The sequence below is a fragment of the Glutamicibacter sp. M10 genome (assembly GCF_025452055.1).
Taxonomy (GTDB): Bacteria; Actinomycetota; Actinomycetes; order Actinomycetales; family Micrococcaceae; genus Glutamicibacter.
In genome coordinates this window covers 2,481,453-2,500,569 of record NZ_CP104918.1, presented here as the reverse complement: position 1 = coordinate 2,500,569, position 19,117 = coordinate 2,481,453, and the positions used below count along the sequence as shown (strand labels likewise).

At 54.3% G+C, this 19,117-nt stretch carries 16 protein-coding genes, 1 other RNA gene and 1 pseudogene; 9 read left to right on the top strand and 9 right to left on the bottom strand.

The features are described 5' to 3' along the window. Positions 1-4: 4 nt before the first annotated feature. Both N6V40_RS12310 and N6V40_RS12305 read left to right on the top strand, forming a co-directional pair. On the top strand, positions 5-1,102 hold the full coding sequence (locus N6V40_RS12310) for a bifunctional glycosyltransferase family 2/GtrA family protein (protein ID WP_262197832.1): 1,098 nt from the start codon (positions 5-7) through the stop codon (positions 1,100-1,102). A gap of 67 nt (positions 1,103-1,169) precedes the next feature. Continuing rightward, on the top strand, positions 1,170-2,792 hold the full coding sequence (locus N6V40_RS12305) for a carbohydrate-binding domain-containing protein (protein ID WP_131088113.1): 1,623 nt from the start codon (positions 1,170-1,172) through the stop codon (positions 2,790-2,792). A 102-nt stretch (positions 2,793-2,894) separates the two neighbouring features. On the opposite strand, the gene N6V40_RS12300 is transcribed toward N6V40_RS12305, so the two are convergent. Beyond that, positions 2,895-3,479, bottom strand: a complete 585-nt coding sequence (locus N6V40_RS12300) for a TetR/AcrR family transcriptional regulator (RefSeq protein WP_262197830.1) — start codon at positions 3,477-3,479, stop codon at positions 2,895-2,897. A 98-nt stretch (positions 3,480-3,577) separates the two neighbouring features. Between N6V40_RS12300 and N6V40_RS12295 the strand changes: the two genes are divergently transcribed. Together N6V40_RS12295 and N6V40_RS12290 are read left to right on the top strand one after the other, a co-directional pair. Next, the gene (locus N6V40_RS12295; RefSeq protein ID WP_262197828.1) at positions 3,578-3,964 is read left to right on the top strand and encodes a DUF1304 domain-containing protein; all 387 of its coding nucleotides are present in this window, start codon (positions 3,578-3,580) and stop codon (positions 3,962-3,964) included. A 46-nt stretch (positions 3,965-4,010) separates the two neighbouring features. Further along, positions 4,011-5,021: an NADP-dependent oxidoreductase gene (locus N6V40_RS12290; RefSeq protein WP_131088116.1), complete on the top strand. Its 1,011-nt coding sequence runs from the start codon at positions 4,011-4,013 to the stop codon at positions 5,019-5,021. Between the two features lie 109 nt (positions 5,022-5,130). Here N6V40_RS12290 and N6V40_RS12285 read toward each other — a convergent pair whose 3' ends face one another. Continuing rightward, the gene (locus tag N6V40_RS12285) at positions 5,131-5,640 is read right to left on the bottom strand and encodes a GNAT family N-acetyltransferase (RefSeq protein WP_131088117.1); all 510 of its coding nucleotides are present in this window, start codon (positions 5,638-5,640) and stop codon (positions 5,131-5,133) included. After that, positions 5,637-7,902, bottom strand: a pseudogene (locus N6V40_RS12280) (ATP-binding cassette domain-containing protein). Before N6V40_RS12280 ends, N6V40_RS12285 begins: the two are co-directional and overlap by 4 nt. Before the next feature lie 431 nt (positions 7,903-8,333). Between N6V40_RS12280 and N6V40_RS12275 the strand changes: the two are divergent. Continuing rightward, entirely contained in the window at positions 8,334-9,617 is a 1,284-nt protein-coding gene (locus tag N6V40_RS12275) for a dicarboxylate/amino acid:cation symporter (RefSeq protein WP_131088119.1), read from the top strand. A 71-nt stretch (positions 9,618-9,688) separates the two neighbouring features. Here N6V40_RS12275 and epsC read toward each other — a convergent pair whose 3' ends face one another. The 3 genes from epsC to msrA all read right to left on the bottom strand — a co-directional run bounded on the left by epsC (position 9,689) and on the right by msrA (position 12,004). Next, positions 9,689-10,276 (bottom strand): serine O-acetyltransferase EpsC, encoded by a 588-nt coding sequence (gene epsC / locus N6V40_RS12270; protein ID WP_262199734.1) that lies wholly within the window; start codon positions 10,274-10,276, stop codon positions 9,689-9,691. A 137-nt stretch (positions 10,277-10,413) separates the two neighbouring features. Then, positions 10,414-11,349 (bottom strand): cysteine synthase A, encoded by a 936-nt coding sequence (cysK, locus tag N6V40_RS12265; protein WP_131088121.1) that lies wholly within the window; start codon positions 11,347-11,349, stop codon positions 10,414-10,416. Positions 11,350-11,476: 127 nt separating this feature from the next. Beyond that, the gene (gene msrA / locus N6V40_RS12260; RefSeq protein WP_262199733.1) at positions 11,477-12,004 is read right to left on the bottom strand and encodes a peptide-methionine (S)-S-oxide reductase MsrA; all 528 of its coding nucleotides are present in this window, start codon (positions 12,002-12,004) and stop codon (positions 11,477-11,479) included. Positions 12,005-12,136: 132 nt separating this feature from the next. Here msrA and N6V40_RS12255 point away from each other — a divergent pair, with 132 nt between their 5' ends. Beyond that, positions 12,137-13,087, top strand: a complete 951-nt coding sequence (locus N6V40_RS12255; protein ID WP_131088122.1) for a Nif3-like dinuclear metal center hexameric protein — start codon at positions 12,137-12,139, stop codon at positions 13,085-13,087. Between the two features lie 12 nt (positions 13,088-13,099). Then, complete coding sequence (locus tag N6V40_RS12250; protein WP_131088123.1) at positions 13,100-13,498, top strand: VOC family protein; 399 nt, start codon at positions 13,100-13,102, stop codon at positions 13,496-13,498. 128 nt (positions 13,499-13,626) lie between these two features. Here N6V40_RS12250 and N6V40_RS12245 read toward each other — a convergent pair whose 3' ends face one another. The 3 genes from N6V40_RS12245 to N6V40_RS12235 all read right to left on the bottom strand — a co-directional run bounded on the left by N6V40_RS12245 (position 13,627) and on the right by N6V40_RS12235 (position 16,807). Continuing rightward, a complete protein-coding gene (locus N6V40_RS12245) occupies positions 13,627-14,778 on the bottom strand; it encodes a COG1361 family protein (protein WP_262197825.1) in 1,152 nt (383 codons plus the stop codon). After that, a complete protein-coding gene (locus tag N6V40_RS12240) occupies positions 14,739-15,875 on the bottom strand; it encodes a sialidase family protein (RefSeq protein WP_131088125.1) in 1,137 nt (378 codons plus the stop codon). Before N6V40_RS12240 ends, N6V40_RS12245 begins: the two co-directional genes overlap by 40 nt. 152 nt (positions 15,876-16,027) lie before the next feature. After that, positions 16,028-16,807 carry a YaaA family protein gene (locus N6V40_RS12235; RefSeq protein WP_262199732.1) on the bottom strand — a complete coding sequence of 260 codons (780 nt, stop codon included), beginning with the start codon at positions 16,805-16,807 and terminating at the stop codon, positions 16,028-16,030. Between the two features lie 188 nt (positions 16,808-16,995). Here N6V40_RS12235 and rnpB point away from each other — a divergent pair. Together rnpB and N6V40_RS12225 are read left to right on the top strand one after the other, a co-directional pair. Further along, positions 16,996-17,350: RNase P RNA component class A (gene rnpB / locus N6V40_RS12230), an RNA gene on the top strand. 203 nt (positions 17,351-17,553) lie between these two features. Continuing rightward, the gene (locus tag N6V40_RS12225; protein WP_131088127.1) at positions 17,554-19,011 is read left to right on the top strand and encodes a glyceraldehyde-3-phosphate dehydrogenase; all 1,458 of its coding nucleotides are present in this window, start codon (positions 17,554-17,556) and stop codon (positions 19,009-19,011) included. The last annotated feature ends 106 nt before the right edge of the window (positions 19,012-19,117 follow it).

Sequence of the window (19,117 nt, the reverse complement as noted above, 5' to 3'; positions counted from 1 at the left end):
GACCATGATTCTCCTGATTCCCGCGTTTGAACCAGATGAAAAGCTCAATACCCTTATTGAGTCCCTGCAGCTGACGAGCAATGAAACGGTCCTGGTCGTTGTTGATGACGGCAGCGGACCTACGTCAGCAGAAATCTTCGCTTATGCCCAGCGTCAGGGAGCAATCCTCGTTCAACACCCGGTCAATTTGGGTAAAGGGGCCGCACTCAAGACAGGATTCAGCTTTATCGCTGAAAACTTCCCTGGCCACGATGTTGTCACCGCGGACTGCGATGGTCAGCACGCTGCTGAAGACATCTACGCTGTGGCCAGGGAAGTGGGTCAGAAGAAAAGCATTGTTCTTGGAGAACGTGAGTTCTCCGGCAAGGTACCGCTACGCAGCAAGTTGGGCAATAAGGCCACCGCGTTATTCTTCGCACTCTCCACAGGCACATGGCTCAACGACACCCAAACCGGGCTACGCGGATTCCCCGCAGAGATACTTCCATGGCTAGGCAAGGTGCCCGGCGAGCGCTACGAGTACGAACTGAACATGCTGCTGGATGCACTACGGAACAATATAGAGCTCCAGCGGGTGAAGATTCAAACCATTTACCTGAACGACAACGAAAGCTCACACTTCCGGCCCATCAGGGATTCGATAAGAATCTACGCCCCACTCTTGAAGTTCTCCGCTTCGTCATTGGCAGGATTCGCGGTGGACACGGTGTTGCTCCTGATCTTCACCGCGACGTTCCACCAATTACTACCTGCTGTGGTCCTAGCTCGTCTAGGCAGCGCCGCCGTGAACTTTTGGATCAACCGACAGCTGGTGTTTACCGAAGGTCGTACGCTTCCATTGCGCGCAACAGTAAGTCGTTATGCATTACTGGCCATTGTCCTACTGGCCCTGAATTACGAGTTGCTCACATTGCTTTCCTCGTCCGGGATTCCGTTATTACTCGGAAAAATCATTACAGAGATCGTGCTCTTCTTGGTGAGCTTTTCCGTTCAAAAGCGGTTCTTGTTCCGGAAAAAGTCGAGCAAGTCATCCCCATTTCAACATTCACAAGCGCGGCATTTGGTGAATACAGAGTCACCACAGGGAACTATTGAAAGATAGTCATATACCCTCAGATAGGCAAAAATAAATTGCCGACAATCCTATTATGAATTCAGAGAGAATGCTCATGAAACGCTCATTTCGAAACAAGGCACTGAGTTCAGTTGCCGCTTTATCGCTGGCGCTGACCATGGTTGGGTGTGCGACAGGCTCTGGCGGGACAACGGTCTCCGATGTCATCAACGCAACCAGCAACGCAAGTAGCGCATCCACGGTGGCAGAGAGCAGCAGCTCTTCGGGCAACACCTCAACTGCCTCAGCAACCGACATTTCGGAAGACACGCACTTTGATGAGGATGATCTGCAGTGGGACGCTGACAAAGAAACAACTGTGGACCTGGCCGATGGTGGCACCAAAGCTTCAGGAACTGACGCTGACAAGGTCTCGGTAGATGGGGATACCGTCACCATCACCGGTGCTGGTACTTACCGCCTGTCTGGCTCGCTCAGTGACGGCAAGGTTGTCGTCGCCGCCGGCGAGGAAGACGTTGTTCGAGTCATCATGGATGATGCCTCCATCACCAGTTCAACCGGTTCCGCAATCCAGGTTGATGAATCCAATGAAACCCTTCTTTATCTAGAAAAGGGCACCAGCAATTCTGTATCCGATGCGAGCACCTACGCTGATACCGCCGAAGATGCTGCCAATGCGGCAATCTACTCGATGGCTGACCTAACTATCGCAGGTGAGGGTTCCTTGGACGTGAAGGGAAATTACCAGGACGGCATCGTTAGTAAGGATGGTCTAGTTCTTGCCTCCGGTGACGTCACTGTCACCGCGAGCGACGACGGAATTAAGGGTAAGGATTACGTAGCCCTACTCGGTGGCGATGTGAAGATTACTGCAGCCGAAGATGGCATCAAGTCAACCAATGACACTGACGCTGATCGCGGCTGGCTACACCAGTACGGCGGCACGTTGAAAATTGACGCAGGAGACGACGGAATCAAGGCGGAGCAGATTTTGACGCTCAGCGGTGGAACCGCGACGGTCAGCAAGTCTAACGAGGGACTGGAATCGCCGACCATCAACCTAGCCGGAGCGACGGTCAACGTGAACGCTACCGATGACGGAGTGAACGCTACCGCTGGTAGCAGCGAGACTACAACGCAAGGTGGCGCAGGAGGAGGCATGGATGCCGCGCAGGATGCCCACCTGAACATTTCCGGTGGCAAGGTCACGGTCACTTCGGAGGGTGACGGGTTGGATTCCAATGGCGACATCTCAGTTACCGGTGGTACGACCGTAGTCAACGGTCCAACCAACGGCGGTAATGGCTCACTCGACTCTAATGGGGATATTTCGGTTGACGGTGGTGTACTTATCGCGGCTGGCAGTGACGGCATGGCTGAAGGTCTAAGCGATACTTCCAAGCAGTCCGGCGTTCAGGCTTCCCTTGGCACCACGGTTGAAGCAGGAACCGCTATCCACATCGTTGATTCGAGCGGAAAAGTAGTCGCTAGTTTTGTCACCTCAAAGGCCACCGCCAATGTCGTGTACTCCAGCTCCGAGATTGTTGACGGCGATAGCTACAGCTTCTACACCGGAGGTACCGTAGATGTTGATGCGGGTCTAGGTACCGGTAGCATCACCGACGCAACCGAGGTTATCACCGCAATCGCCGGGGAGTTTGAATCCGGAATGGGCGGCATGGGTGGCGGCATGGGCAGAGGCCCAGACGGTCAGTAAAACTAAATAAACTAAAGGGTTGTCATACTAATGAACCCCGCTGTCCCATTCATGAGCTGGGGCAGCGGGGTTCAGTGTCGTTTCCGGAAAGAACCTGTTGGCTTAGTGCTCGCAGATAACTAGCGTCTTGGCATCTTCAAGCAGGGTCCGGGCCTGTGCTGGAGCGATTCGCACCAGCGCAAAAGCGGCAACAACAAGACCTGTCACCGTTGAGGCCAATCGTTGTTGGACGGTTGGGTCGAGATCGCTTCGGGCAGCGCTAATCCCGCGACCAAACGCAGTTTCTAGCTCTTCTCCGTAGGCCTGGACCACTTGCGACACGTGGGAGTCGGCTGATAGGGGTGAATTGGCGGTGTTGATCAGCAAGCAACCATTGCTGGTTGGCAGCGCCTTGGGCTGACCAAATACGGAGATCAAACCATCAAGGTACTCAGTGAGTGCTTGCGGGCTAACGTCATCAGATATCAGTGGTTCTAGGCGCGGGCGAACAATCTCATCGAGGTAGCTCTGCACGGCTGCGTCAAACAAACCTCTTTTGGAGCCAAAGGAGTTGTAGATGCTGGATCTGCTCAGGCCGGTGGCTGATTCAAGTTCTGGGATGGACGCTGCTTCAAAGCCCCTAGACCAGAATAGGGAGCGAGCTTTTTTGATGACAGCGGTACTGTCAAAGGCTAGTGTTCTTGCCATCACATACCTTTCTACTTTCGGAAACGACCATTACAGTATATATTGAAATGGACGTTACAGAATGCTTGTTCTGCTAAAACTTTCAGGAGCTGTTAATCATGATCATCACCGCACTCGTGCTGGCCACCCTTGCTGCATTGCTTCACGTGTACATCTTCTTCATGGAGTCCCTATGGTGGACCACTGACAAAGTTCGAGCAACCTTTGGCTCGACGCCTGAAGATGCGGAAGCAACCAAGGAGATGGCCTTCAACCAAGGCTTCTACAACCTGTTTCTGGCCATCGCCACCCTGGCAGGCGTCGTCTTCCACATGGCTGGAGAAGCAACCATCGGCTCGACCCTGATCTTCACCGGAACCGGCTCCATGTTGCTGGCCGCACTGGTCCTAATCATTTCCAGCCCATCCAAGGCTTCGGCAGCAATCAAGCAAGGCGTCTTCCCATTACTGACGGTGATCGCACTGATCATCGGCGTAGCACTCTAAATTTTCAAACCCGAAAAAATTCGAAAAAGGAAAGGTACTCAACATAATGAGCGAAACCACCAGCACCCAGATCCACCTCGCCAGCCGCCCAACCGGATGGCCAACGAACGAAAACTTCACCGTTGAGCACGTTGAACTTGCAGAATTGAAGGACGGCGAAGTTCGGGTTCGCAACGAATTCATCTCGGTTGACCCTTACATGCGCGGACGCATGAACGACACCCGCTCCTACGTCAAGCCATTCCAAATCGGCGAGCAGATCGCCGGCGGTGCAGTAGGACGCGTCATCGCTTCAAATGACAGCTCCCTGCCAGTAGACACCCTGGTTCTTCACCAGCTCGGCTGGTCGGACTTGGCTCAGGGTCCAGCAGCTAGCTTCAAGGAAATCCCTGACCTTCCAGGTGTTCCAAGCTCGCTGCGCCTGCACATCTTGGGCATGACCGGGCTGACCGCCTACGTAGGTTTGAACGCAATCGCCGGCTTGGCTGAAGGCGAAACCGTCTTCATCTCCGGTGCGGCCGGTGCCGTTGGTACCGCAGCCGGACAGATCGCCAAGCTCATGGGAGCTAAGCGCGTTATCGGTTCCGCAGGTAGTGCTGAAAAGGTCGAACTGCTCACCAGCAAGTACGGCTACGACGCAGCCTTCAACTACAAGGACGGCGACGTTCGTGGACAGCTAGCCGCTGCTGCCCCTGAGGGCATCGACGTCTTCTTCGACAACGTTGGTGGCGATCACCTCGAAGCAGCACTGGCAGCTTTCAATGACGGTGGCCGTGCAGCCCTGTGTGGTGCTATCGCAAGCTACAACACCACCGAGCCAACCCCAGGCCCACTGAACATGGCCAACCTGATCACTCGTGGCCTGAAGCTTCAGGGCTTCACCCTGTCGAGCTACCTGAACTACGGCGAAGAGTTCTCCCAGCGCATGGGCCAGTGGTTCGCTGAAGGCAAGGTTTCCTACGATGAGACCATCGTTGACGGTGTAGAGAACACCGTTCAGGCCTTCTTGGACATGATGGCCGGAGCAAACACCGGCAAGATGCTTGTTCGCATCTAATTGATCTTGCACTAAGCAGGTACCAACTAACGGGTCCGACCGGAAAATTTTCCGCTCGGACCCGTTATGCGTTAATGATGACCTGTCGCGATGACGCAGCGAATCATTCTCAGACAGGCAAGCGCACCATGCGCAGATCAGTGATCAGCGGTGCGGTGGGGTCATCAAGCACTTGACCATCAAAGGAGAATCCGTTGCGCTGATAGAAGGCTATCGCCCGAGGATTCTGTTCGGCCACCCATAAGAGGGCCGGTTGATCCCCAAGTGCAGCATCCAGCAAGGCCTGGCCCGCACCGGAGCCGTGCTGATCGTTGAGCAGATACAAGTTGTATAGTTGCCGGTCAATTCCCGCCGGAACATCGACCGAGTCCTTGGTGCACGGTGCAGCAAACGAGAAACCAATCAAGTCTTCCTGCTCATTGCATGCCACAGCTAGAGAGAACGCAGGGTTCGGGTCAGCTAAAATCCGTTGCCACAGGTTGAGACGATGCTCAGCATGCTCTGTGCTAAAAAATCCCTCGGGCAACAGTTCCGTGTAGGTCTGCTTCCAGCATTCAACATGCAAAGCGGCCAGCTCAACGGCGTCATCAGCTACGGGTTTGCGCAAAGTGAAGCTCATTGACTGCCGCCGACGTATTCATTCAAGTGAATTCCGGTGAGCGTGCCAGATTGACTAAGTTCTGCTGGCGTTCCTTCAAAGACAATCTGACCGCCCTCATGCCCGGCCCCTGGTCCAAGGTCAATCACCCAATCAGCATGGGCAACTACCGCTAGATGGTGCTCAATGACAATGACGGTGTTTCCTTCGTCAACCATTTCGTCGAGTAGACCCAGCAAGTTTTGGACATCGGCCATATGCAGACCAGTGGTTGGTTCATCCAGTACGTAGGTGCCAGAACCCTTGCCTAAGTTGATGGCAAGCTTGATGCGCTGGCGCTCACCGCCCGAGAGCGTACTGAGGCGCTGCCCGAGCTTGAGATACCCCAGTCCTACTTGGTTCAGCCGGGTCAGCATGGCTTTGGCTTTAGGGATCTTGAGTTGTTCTAAGGCTTGCTCCATGCTCAAGTCCAACACTTCACCGATATTCAAACCGTCCAAGGTGTAGTTCAAGACTTCAGCGGTAAAGCGCGTACCTTCACATACTTCACAGGGCAGAGCCACTCCGGCCATCGAGGCCAAATCGGTATAGGTGAATCCGACGCCCTTGCAGTTTGGGCAGGCTCCTTCGGAATTTGCGCTGAATAAGGCCGGCTTGACCGAGTTGGCCTTGGCAAAGGCGGCTCGAATCGGATCCATGATTCCGGTGTAGGTGGCAGGATTTGAACGGCGCGAGCCTCGGATCGCTCGTTGATCCACCACGGCCACATCTTCACGCTTGGAAATCGTTGAGTGAATGAGCGTGGACTTACCGGACCCGGCAACACCGGTGATGGCACACAGTACACCGGTAGGGATATCTACGTTCACGTCTTTGAGGTTATGTGTGGAAGCGCCACGAACTTCTAGGGAGTACCCGGTGACCTGGTAGCGGGCTTCAGCGGAACACGCGTAGAAAAATGTTGACCGGTCAGTGAATCGCTGGCCAACAGGCCAGAAACATCTCCGCTGTAACTCAGCGTTCCACCGTGCGTTCCAGCACCCGGACCAAGATCAATCACGTGATCAGCGATCTTGATAACTTCAGGCTTATGCTCAACGACCAGTACGGTATTGCCCTTATCTCGCAGATCCGCCAACAGCCCATTCATGCGTTGAATATCGTGCGGGTGAAGCCCCACGGTTGGTTCATCAAAGACGTAGGTGACATCCGAGAGTGCGCTACCTAGATGACGAATCATTTTCACGCGCTGGGCTTCACCGCCCGAAAGTGTTCCAGCGGGTCGATCTAGCGAGAGATATCCCAAGCCCAACTCGACCATCGACTCAAGAATCGCAATCAAGTTCTTGATCAGGGAGCGGCGTCCGGGATCTGAAGTTTGTCTAGTTCCGCGGAAAGCTCAGAAACCTGCATGGCCGTCATATCGGCGATGCCCAGTGAATTCATCTTTGAGGCTCTAGCAGCTTCACTCAGTCGGGAACCGGCGCACACCGTGCACGGTGCCGTGGTTGAGATCCGGTCGATCCATTCACGAATGTGCGCTTGCTTGATTTCGCGACCAGAAAGAATGTAGTTGGACTTGATGCGGGTGATGAGCCCCGAGTAGCTCATGTTCGCCCCGTTGAGCTTGACCTTGCCATCTTCGGCATGAAGCATGCGATCAAGCATGTCCTTGGGCATATCTTTGAGCTTGATATCAAGATCTGGTTCGGTGCCTGCAGTCAATGTTTGCCAGAGCCACGCGCCAGGAGCAAAGTTTGGTGCCTTGATGGCGCCCTCGTTCAGGGTCTTATCCCAATCCAATAACTCGTCAAGGTCGATACTTGCTTCCGTACCAAATCCCTCACAGGCCGGGCAAGCTCCTTGTCCGAGGTTGAAAGAATATGCGCCCGCGCCACCGGCACTTGGAGTTGAGTAGCGTGAGTAAAGAACACGAAGCAATGAGTAGGCATCGGTGGCGGTACCAACCGTTGAGCGGGAATTGGATCCCATGCGCTCCTGATCAACAACGATGGCTGCCGACAAGTTCTCTAGAACCTCAACGTCGGGCCGAGGCATCGAGGGCATGAACGACTGAACAAAAGAGGTATACGTTTCATTGATCAATCGCTGTGATTCGGCAGCGATCGTTCCGAAGACGAGTGAAGACTTACCTGAGCCGGAAACCCCAGTGAAAACCGTAATGCGTCGTTTGGGGATGTCGACATCAATACCCTTGAGGTTGTTCTCTCGGGCTTGACGGACTCGGATCATATTGTGGGTATCGGCAGGATGCGCATTCATAGGCCCAACATTACTAAGAGGTATCCAGATCGGGTACTAGGCTCCTCTAAGCTTCAACAAATCAGGGACGTTAAGTCAGGGTCATGTTCAAGCGGTGGGCCGAACATGCTCAGGCGCTCGCCGAGAGCACCCACAACCGATCTTGTCAGTCGTCACGTTGCGCCACTTAATTCAGCAGAGGATTTCCCGCGATGCGGATCTCTCAGATCTTCCACTCGTCTGGTGTACGCGTGATCGATTTCGAATTTTCTCGAAGAAAACTTGTCCTGCGAAGCTAAACGTTCGAAATTTGTCGGTACTGTGGGAATCCCTGAGCGATTCACAATGTTTTCGGGTTGCCATGTGCCCAACTATCATTGTCGAGACGTGTGCTGCGACACATCGATGGCTGTTTAAGCGTCGCTATGATCCCGAACCAATGAAGGACCTTCATGAAGCTGTTGAAATCAATCCCACTGCTTGGCTGGGTGCTCATAGCAATCGTCTTAGGCGTTTTGCTTGGCCCAGTAATGCCGGTATGGCTAGGAAGCGTATTCCTGACCTATAACTCGATCTTCTCGGGCTTCCTGAACTTCGTTGTGCCACTGATTATTTTTGGTTTGGTTTCGCCAGCTATTGCTGAACTTGGCAAGGGTGCAGGCAAATGGTTGGGCATCACTGCGCTGCTCGCCTACGGATCAACTTTGGCTGCAGGGCTACTTGCGTACTTTGTCAGCCGCTGGCTATTTACCCAGTCATTGTCCGGTGGTGGACTTGAAGCCATCGGTGAAGGTGAAGGCTCAGGATTTAAGCCCGTCGTTTCCTTGGTTAGTAGTGCGGGGGACTCGGCCACCGAGATCGTCCTGCCACCAGCTTTGGACGTGATGACTGCACTGGTCCTTGCGTTCATCATCGGGTTGGGCATGACTGCTTTCCGCTCCACGGTACTTTTCCGCGGTGTTGTCGAATTCCGCACCATCATTGAGATGGTCATTCGTCGTGTTGTCGTCCCTGCCTTGCCGGTCTTCATCTTCGGCATCTTCTTGGATCTCTCCGCCAGCGGAAACGCAATCACTGTGGTGACCAAGTTCTTGTTGGTCGCTGTGGTTTCCTTCGCACTGACCCTCGTTGTTCTGCTGGCCCAGTACTCGATCGCTGGAGCCATGAACAAGCGCAACCCACTGAAGGCTCTCTGGGGTATGCGCGATGCCTACTTCACCGCACTGGGCACCTCGTCCTCGGCAGCCACGATTCCAGTGACGCTGGCTTCAACGAAGAAAAATGGTGTTTCGGACGCTGTGGCCGGCTTTGTTGTTCCACTGTGTGCGACCATTCACCTCTCCGGTTCAATGGTGAAAATTACCTGCTTCTCGATCGCAGTCCTTTTGCTCACTGGCGGAGAAGTCACCTTCGGTGCTTACTTCCCATTCATCTTGATGCTCGGAGTCATGATGATTGCCGCTCCTGGTGTTCCAGGTGGCGCCATCGCAGCAGCAGCTGGTCTGCTTGGCCAGATGCTCGGCTTCGGTGATGTTGAAGTTGGCCTCATGTTCGCCGCTTACATCGCACTTGATAGCTTCGGCACCGCGACCAACGTGACCGGTGACGGAGCCATGGCGATGATCATGCAGAAACTGACCAACGGCAAGCTGGGCACCGCACCGCAAAGCCAGGACGATGAGATCGTTGAGCTGGCTGACGGCAGCCGCACCGAAACTCATCAAGTCGCTGAGTAAGCGTTCTTACTTAAACTGATCGGGTCCGCACCAAATGGTGCGGACCCGATCAGTTTAAGAACTACGTGCAGCTAGATCCACATCGCAGGATCGATGTACTCAGCTGGGTCAACAGCAGGCTTGCGCTCTTCTGGAGTACGTGGACGATTCTGTGCAGGAATGCCGGTAACGATCGAGCCTTCTGGTGCATTCTTGACCACTACAGCGTTAGCACCGATGGCGGAATCGGCTCCGATGATGATCGGACCGAGGACCTTGGCTCCGGCGCCAATGACCACACGATCACCAATGGTTGGGTGACGCTTGACCTTAGCTAGGGAACGACCGCCCAGAGTTACACCGTGGTACAGCATGACGTCCTCGCCGATTTCAGCAGTTTCACCAATGACGATGCCCATGCCGTGGTCGATGAAGAAGCGACGGCCGATGGTGGCGCCAGGGTGAATCTCAATGCCGGTCAGCGCACGTGCAGCCTGCGAGATCAGTCGTGCGGCTCCCTTGGTGGAAGGGTTCTGCCACAACTTGTGAGCTGCGCGGTGTAGCCAAATAGCGTGCAACCCGGAATACACGAAAAAGTTTTCGGTATCGCTGCGTGCCGCAGGATCGTGCTGTCGAGCTGTGGCTAGGTCTTCACGCAGGCGGGAGAAAAACTCATGAATACTACCTTAGGGGTTGCAGTTCGCTGTGCAGGAATCCGAAGACGACACACAGCAAATCGGCGCGAGCTGCACCGATTAAGGTCTCTATTAGACCAACGGTGGCTCGCGCCGATTTATTCTAACTTTCCGAAACTGATTTAGCCGCGGATGTCATCAAAGAGCAGGGTGGAGATGTAACGCTCACCGAAGTCAGGGATGATAGTCACGATGCGCTTGCCAGCGTTTTCTTCGCGAGCAGCGATCTGCAGTGCACCCCAAACGGCTGCACCAGCGGAGATACCGCCGAGGATACCTTCCTTGACGCCCAATGCGCGTGCGGTAGCAACCGAATCTTCGATGCTGGCATCCAGAACTTCGTCGTACAGTTCAGTGTCCAGAACCTCAGGGATGAAGTTAGCACCAAGGCCCTGAATCTTGTGTGGGCCTGGCTTGCCACCGTTGAGGATCGGCGAATCCTTTGGTTCAACAGCAACGATCTTCAGGTTTGGGTTCTTTTCCTTCAGGAAGCGACCTGCACCGGTGATGGTGCCACCGGTACCGATACCAGCAACAAGGATGTCTACCTGGCCCTCGGTGTCATCCCAGATTTCTGGGCCGGTGGTGTCCGCGTGAATCTGAGGGTTAGCGGAGTTAGCGAACTGCTGAGCCCAGACGGCGTTCTCAGAAGTCGCAACGATTTCCTTAGCCTTTTCTACTGCACCGCGCATGCCATCGGCACCTGGGGTCAGTACGATTTCAGCACCGTAAGCGCGCAGCATAACGCGGCGCTCGGTGGACATGGTTTCAGGCATGGTCAGGATGACCTTGTAACCACGTGCTGCGCCGACCATGGCCAGAGCGATACCGGTGTTACCCGAGGTACCTTCAACAATGGTGCCACCTGGCTTCAGCGCGCCCGACTTTTCTGCAGCGTCGACGATTGCTACACCGATGCGGTCCTTGACGGAGTTTGCTGGGTTGTAGAATTCCAGCTTCACAGCGACGTTGCCGGCTAGGCCTTCGTCAAGTCGGTTCAGCTTTACCAATGGGGTGCGGCCGATAACTTCGGTGACGTTGTTGTAAATCTTGCCCATGTTTTATGCAGTCCTTACGTGACTCATTGCGGCCGCGATTGCTGGCGGCGAGTTACTTGCAGATGACCGGCTAAATGGCTCGGACATCTCGAGGTTCATTTCTAACCCTAGTAGGCATGCCGTCAAGCTAGGCTTCATTTAGCCATTGTGCGTAATATTTCCTGACTTTTGCGATCTTCGGGTCGATGATCACTCGGCAATATCCGACATCTTGGTTAGCTGCGTAGTAATCTTGATGAATTTGCTCCGCAGGATAGAAATCTTTCGACTCTTCTATTGTGGTGACAATCCGATTAGGGTATAAAGGCGCAAATTTTGCGATGGCCCCAGCGAAAAGCGTCCGCTGCTCTTCATCCAGCGGGAACATGGCCGAGCGGTATTGGGTGCCTACGTCATAACCCTGGCGATTGAGCGACGTTGGATCATGAACGGTGAAGAACATGTCCAAGATGATCTCGGCTGGAACAACTTCTGGATCAAAGATGACTGCAACACCTTCAGCGTGCCCGGTGGTTCCGGAGCAGACCTGATAATAGTCCGGGTCACTGGTGTGCCCACCGATGTATCCGGAGATCACGGCGTGCACGCCACGGGTTTGCTGGTAGATGGCGTCCAAGCACCAGAAGCAGCCACCTGCCAACACGAAGGTTGTCAGCTTGGCCCCCTGAAGCTCGATTGTAGGGCTGAATTGATGCGGTGATTGAAGGCTGAGAGTACTCACACAGTTCACAACGATGCGGCGTTGCATTCTGTTCCATCGATGTACCCAACGCGTAGGGTTGGTGACATGCAGAGCAAGGCAAATAACTCGCAAGAACCTGATAAGAAGCCGTCAGTTACGGACGCCGCTTCGCTCAAGCCAGTGACCGACGAAGAAGTAAAGCAGCCAGTTGATGGGGAACCGGCTGCAACTACTTTGGGCGATGTGCTTGAGGCAGTAGAAGAGCTTTGGCCAAAATCCTTGGCGGAGGACTGGGACGCCGTTGGTCTAGTGACCGGACGTAGCGCCCAGCAGATCACCAAGGTTGTAATGGCTGTAGACCCGACCCTTGTGGTGATCGAAGATGCCATCGCGCGTGGAGCTGACTTGCTCATCACTCATCATCCACTGTTACTTCGTGGTGTCACCCAAGTAGCAGGAACCAGCTTTAAGGGCGAAGCGATTCACCGGCTCATTGAGACCGGAACCGCTTTGCTCACGGCACACACCAATGCTGACAACGCCATTGGGGGAGTCAACGACGCCCTGTCCGACGCGTTTGGCCTCAAGGATTGTGTGCCTCTGGTGCATTCCAAGGACGGATTGCCAGAAGAAGGACTAGGCCGAGTCGGCTTCCTGGACAAGCCAATGAAGCTTGAAGATTTTGCTGAACGCGTTTACACCGTGCTCCCTGCCGTGGCCGGTGGCGTACGTGTTGCAGGTGACCGCACCGGGATCATCCGCAAGGTCGCCCTATGCGGTGGGGCCGGTGACTCGTTATTTGATGCGGTGCGCTCACACCAAGCCGATGTCTACGTCACCGCAGATCTACGCCATCACCCGGCCAGTGAAGCACGCGAAGCAGCCAACGGTGGCTTCCCTTACTTGATTGATGTTTCCCATTTTGCCTCCGAGTGGGTCTGGCTTTCAGCCGGCGCTCGCGCTTTGCAGAATGTGCTCAACGATCTGGGACATTCGGTAGAGATTGAAATATCGCAAATTAATTCGGATCCTTGGGACTTTGTCCTGACCCCATAGGCAGGGAACCGCATGCTGCATCATTTGGAAATCTGGGTTGATGACTTATCAGCCAGTAAAGCAACGTTGGGATGGTTGCTGACGCGTCTGGGTTACCGGATTGATTCTGAGTGGAGTAATGGGATCAGCTACGCCCATTCAAACTTTTATATCGTTCTTGAGTCCGGGCCTGATGTGCGCCATGGACGCCACGAACGCTTGAATCCAGGATTGAACCACTTGGCTTTTACTGTTGAGTCCAAAGAACTAGTTGAGCAAATTTCACGCGAGGCTAGTGACCACGGATTTACCTTGATGTTCTCGGATCAGCATCCACACGCTGGTGGAGAACAGCACTACGCTGCGTATCTGGAAAATGGCGAGGGCTTTGAAATTGAACTCGTCGCCGCTGATGGGCAAGGTGGCAGTTAGTTCAACCAACAAAAGTTCAACCAACAAAGAAGACTGCCATGGGTGGGATTCGGGAATAGTAATTCCCAAGTCTTGCCCACGGCAGTCTTCTTTTGCTTCAGTGCATTGTCAGGTTTTGCACTTTCAACCTACGGGGCGATGGATTGAGAAATCTCAGCCTGGATCTTGATATCGCCGTTGCGAGCGGTAGCAATTTTTGATTTTTCCTGTGCGCTTCGGCTTGAGGCATCAGCGCTAGTGCGAAGGCGTGTGATGGTTGCGCTCTTCGATTCGCCTGCGTCAAGCTCCTTAATGCTGAATTCCGAACCTTCTAGGGCGCTGAGTCGAACGTTTCCGGTATTTGTAACCGTGACTTCATAGCTAATCCAGTCACCGGCTTTAGGCGACGAATTCAAAGCAGGCTCAGCGGCAACTTGCTGTGAGGCCTCGACGGTAAAGCTAGGTTGGCGATCGACGAGGTCGACTTCTTGATCCGTGATTGTGTATTCATCCACGATGGCGTTGCTGCCGACCCGGCCAGAAGTCCAGTGCGTTTGAGGAATAAAGAATCCGTTGGCTAGCTCATTGCTGGTTACCTCATGGCGTGGAGTGGCGCAGGTGTAGCCAGCACCCGCGGGCAGGTTCGAGTAGCGGCAAGTGCCCGCCGGGCTGGGCTGTCCAATTGGGCTGGCGGCAAACGGTGAGAAGTTACCCGCAGTTGGTACGACCCATTGAGCGATGTTTCCAATGCTATTCACACGGAAGCTGTACGGAACTTTTTCACCGACCGCATATGGGTCCACGGCCAAGTCTCGACTCATATCGGTGCGTTGACCCGAAATGTTAAGTCCAGTGGTTTCTTCGCCGGTGATCTGAGCGGACACAGATACCTGCGAAGTTTTTCCAGTACTACTCGTGAACTGCAACGGTAGACTCTGGTTTCCAAGCGCGGTGGACGCGACAGTGACTGGAAGGTTGATGGTGGTGCTGGCGCCTGCGGCAAGATTGGTGACCGATTTTGCTGTGGCGCTGAATTGCGTTGAGGCGCCCACCGCGATGGCGCCCGAGAGCTCCTCGTCTTCCTGGTTCGTGATGGTCACTGGAACGTCAAGAGTGGATCCTGAGCTGGCGGTGAACGCTTCTGCCTGCATCGGAGCACAGACGTAGTTCAACCATTCTTCATCGAACGTAGCAAGCTGCATGGCGTCGGTGTAGTTAGCTTCGTAGAACACGCCAAATTTTCCATTGTCCAAGACATCGGCTACCGAGTACCCGGAGAAACCACGACGAATGGTGCGCAAACCTGGCCACGTTTTCCGTCATCGCAAGAAACTCGAGCTGAAACGTTGGAGCGCGAAGTTTGTGAATTGGCTCCGGTATACAGCAACTTTTTGGCCTGCGCATCCGGGAACATCTGGGTGATGTGTGCGTTATTTGTGGGATCGGGGAGGTTCTTATCCTGGGTGACCTCCGAGTAGCTGTGGCCACCATCATTAGAAATAGCTACCTTTCGATAGCCACCGCCGGCGTTGTCACGGGAATTGAGCATAAGCCGCCCGTCGGAAAGTTCAACCACTTTGTTCTCGTCCATGGCCTGTCCGGTGAATTCTCCATGTTTCCACGTCGCTCCGTGGTCATCGGAATACATCGAGAAGGCTTGAATCGCTCGGGTGCCATCGGCCTGCATGACATCTCCGGCGTATTGCTGAACGAGTCGCCCGGCGTATTGGCCGCGGGTTATCTGGATGCCTTGACCGGACGTGGCGAAGGTCGAACGTACAGTGCCGGGGACCGCGCTGTCTCCTGGTTTGACGACATCGGTAATCAGTCGAGGCTTGCTCCACGTGGCTCGGTCATCGGTGGATTCGACAACAGCTGCGCTGAGCACTTGCCGGTTGGCATCGTCATGGCCCCAAATGCTCCCTACGAAGCCTCGATCCTTGGAGTAGACAAAGAAGGCGAAGGTCTTTCCGCTTTCGTCATCCACCACATAACTGGGGTCAGAATAGCCGTGCTTTCCTTGTTCGGGGGAGCCGGTGAAGCCTGCCACGACAGTGGTTACTGGCCCCCACGTTGCACCGTTATCGGTGCTTTTGCGCTGCACGATGCTATTGGGGTTCGGTGCATCTGAGGCGTTTCCCGGACGGCCGTCCCACGCGGCGAGAACTACCCCGTCGCCCAAGTGAGCGAGAGCGGGGATGCGATAGAAGAAGTTGTTTTCGGTGCGGTCGGTTCCGAGATTTATTTCTTTGAAGGTTCCCGGCGGCACCGCAGGGTCCGCTTCCTCTAATGTGGTGGCCGCTAGGGCCCCGTTTGCGCTGAAAAGGGGAATGGTCAGGCTGACTGCCAGTGCAGCGGTCAGGATTCTACGGTGCTCGTATCGAAAATGGCTTCGCATGGGCTGGTTCCTCGCAGGGGTATGGTTCCTGAAAATTGGAAGGACGTATGACGTAGGACGTCATACGTGAAGCATATGTGAATTGAATCACAAGCGGAAGAGGGAAAGTTTGTTCTTTTGTCGTGTGCGCCAAGACGAGAGGCTGATTCTTACTACTTTGTGGTGGTGAACTGATGGTCTTCGGGGAGCAGAATATTTAGTGCTTGACCCTTTTTGTCGTCCACCAGGGTGGCCTCCCACTTAGATTGAATCAGTTCAAGCAATTCCGTCGCCGTCTTGGGCTCGACTTCTTGCTGAACCAAGAACCGGGCAACTTCGCCGCGAGTGTGTTTGGCGAAGTGCGATACGACCTTCGGAACACCGTTGCGTAACTGAAAAACATTGACGGCCACGCTATTTCCGTTGCTTGGCTTGTAGGCTGCCGTGTAGGTACTTGAGCGTGTGTCGATGATGAGCTGGTTCCCGGCCATCTCGTCCAATACTGGAGTTAATCGTTTCTTCCACCAGCTCCCGAGCCTGCCCAGTGGTTCAAGCTTGGTGGACATAGAAAGTCGGTACGGTGGGATCCGGTCATCAAATCTGACGGCGCCCCACAACGCAGAAATGACCAGAATGCTTTGATCTGCCCGCAGCTTTGCTGGCTTATCCAACGACGCGTAGTTCAAAGCCTCAAAAAGCACACCTGAATAAATATCGTGTGCCCTGGCTGCCGGTTCAGTGTGCAGTGAGATATTGCGAGCTACTTCGTTAGCTAGTGAAGCTCCAACGCCTAAGACTTCCATGGCGTCTTCGCGAGCAGAAACTTGCGCAAGAGAATCGATGACTTGGTGACGATCATCATTTAGTTCCGGAAACGAGAGTGTTTCCAATTCAAACGGAGCACCTTGAGTATGGGCTGTCTTGCCTTCAGAAGGCGGCAACAAAATAAGCACGCCTTCCAGCCTATCGGAATTCAACACTCAACCTTTGTCGATGAAGACTTGCTGATGCTTTGAGCTACGCGTGCATCCAGTGCGTATCAAATCGTTCGTGGTTAGGTATTTTTGGAGAATCTCCGTGTCGGACACCTCGCTCAGCGCGTTACGGCAGGCAAAGTCCCGGGGCTAGAATGGTTAACGAATGGGATGGCCAGACGGTCGCGTGGCAAGCAATTGTCCCGAGGAACGTCCGGGCTCCACAGAACAGGGTGGTGGGTAACGCCCACTCGGGGTAACCCGCAGGCTAGTGCCACAGAAAATAGACCGCCAGGTTTCCTGGTAAGGGTGAAACGGTGGTGTAAGAGACCACCAGCGTCCCGGGTGACCGGGATGGCTTGGTAAACCCCACTCGGAGCAAGGTCAGACAGACTGCGTTATGAGGGCTGTTCGCACCATGCAGTCGGGTGGACCGCTAGAGGCTGTCGGCAACGGCAGTCGTAGATAGATGACCGTCCCGCTTCGGCGCGACAAAACCCGGCGTATCGGCCATCCCATTCACCATATTTTTCCTCACTTCTCAAGTGAGATGATTCACAGATCTTGGTGCCCGGAAAATTTCTGCGCAGTTTAGAATGGAAAATGTACTTAGTACTTACGAGGATGATCCTGTGACCTCGTACCACCGCAAAAGCAATGGTGCTTCCCACGGTGCCAACCGACTTTATGGATCTGCAAGTCGGCTGAATTGGAAGGATTTTCCTTTGACCCAGCAGTCTGTCGTCGCCCAGCAAGAATGGAGCGGGCGCGAAGAGCTCGCCGAGGCCATGATTCCACTGATCGGACGTTTGTACCGCAAGAACAATGTGGTGCCCTCCGTATATGGCCGCAAGCTGATCAATCAGTCCTCAATCGACATCATCAAAGCACACCGCGTTGTGCGCCGCATCGATGGCGAAGAGCTAAGCCTGAAGGCAACCAAAGCAATTCTCGATGAAATCGAGACACTCAATGTTGGCTCGGTCGCCGTTGATCTTGGCCGCTTGAACAAGAAGTTCAAAGAATCTGGCTCCGTTGACCTGAACTCATTTATCAGCAACGAACTGGGCGAAAAGGTCGGCAAGGCCGGCGCTACCGACGCAGAACCAAAGGACGTAGTACTCTACGGATTTGGTCGCATTGGTCGCTTGCTCGCTCGTATCCTGATTGAGCGTGGCGGTTACGGCTTGCGTCTGCGGGCAATCGTTGTGCGCAAGGGCTCGGATGATGACATCGTCAAGCGCGCTTCGTTGCTTCGCCGCGACTCGGTGCATGGCCGCTTTGAAGGTTCGATCACCGTCGACGAGGAAAACAACACCATCCTCGCCAATGGAACACTGATCAAGGTCATCTACTCGAATGATCCAGCAACCGTTGATTACACCGAATACGGAATCAACAACGCGATTGTTGTAGACAACACCGGACGCTGGCGCGATGAAGCTGGCCTGTCCCAGCACCTTGAAGCTAAGGGTGTTGCTCGCGTTCTACTTACCGCTCCAGGTAAGGGCGACTTGAAGAACATCGTTCACGGCATCAACGATTCGTGGATTACTGCAGAAGACAAGATTGTCACCGCAGCATCGTGCACCACCAACGCCATCACCCCAGTGCTCAAGGCGCTGAACGACAAGTTCGGCGTTAACCACGGACACGTTGAGACCGTTCACTCGTTCACCAACGACCAGAACCTGATCGACAATTTCCACAAGGGCGAACGTCGCGGACGCGCAGCTGCACTGAACATGGTGATCACCGAGACCGGTGCTGCCAAGGCTGTTGCTAAGGCACTGCCAGAGTTCGAAGGCAAGCTGACCGGTAACGCAATTCGCGTACCAACCCCAGATGTCTCCATGGCCATCTTGAACCTGACCCTGGAGAACGAAACCAGCAAGGAAGAGTTGAACGCTTACCTGCGTGAAACCTCGCTGACCTCGAACCTGCACAAGCAGATCGACTACATCGATTCCCCAGAAGTGGTTTCCACCGACTTTGTTGGCTCACGTCGTGCCGGCATCGTTGATGGCCTGGCCACCATCGTTTCGGGCAAAAACGCTGTTGTCTACGTTTGGTACGACAACGAGTTCGGTTACTCCTGCCAGGTAGTGCGCGTGATCGAATCGATCGCTGGCACCCACCCGGTAGCTGTTCCAGATGTGAAGGCTGAAGCCGTCAGCGTCTAGAACTAGAGTTGTACGACTTTTCGGGACCATACTTCGCGCATGATGCGTGAGGTACGGTCCCGAAAGTCGTTTAAGCCTCAGCCCGTTCCTGCTACGCTCGGCTCTA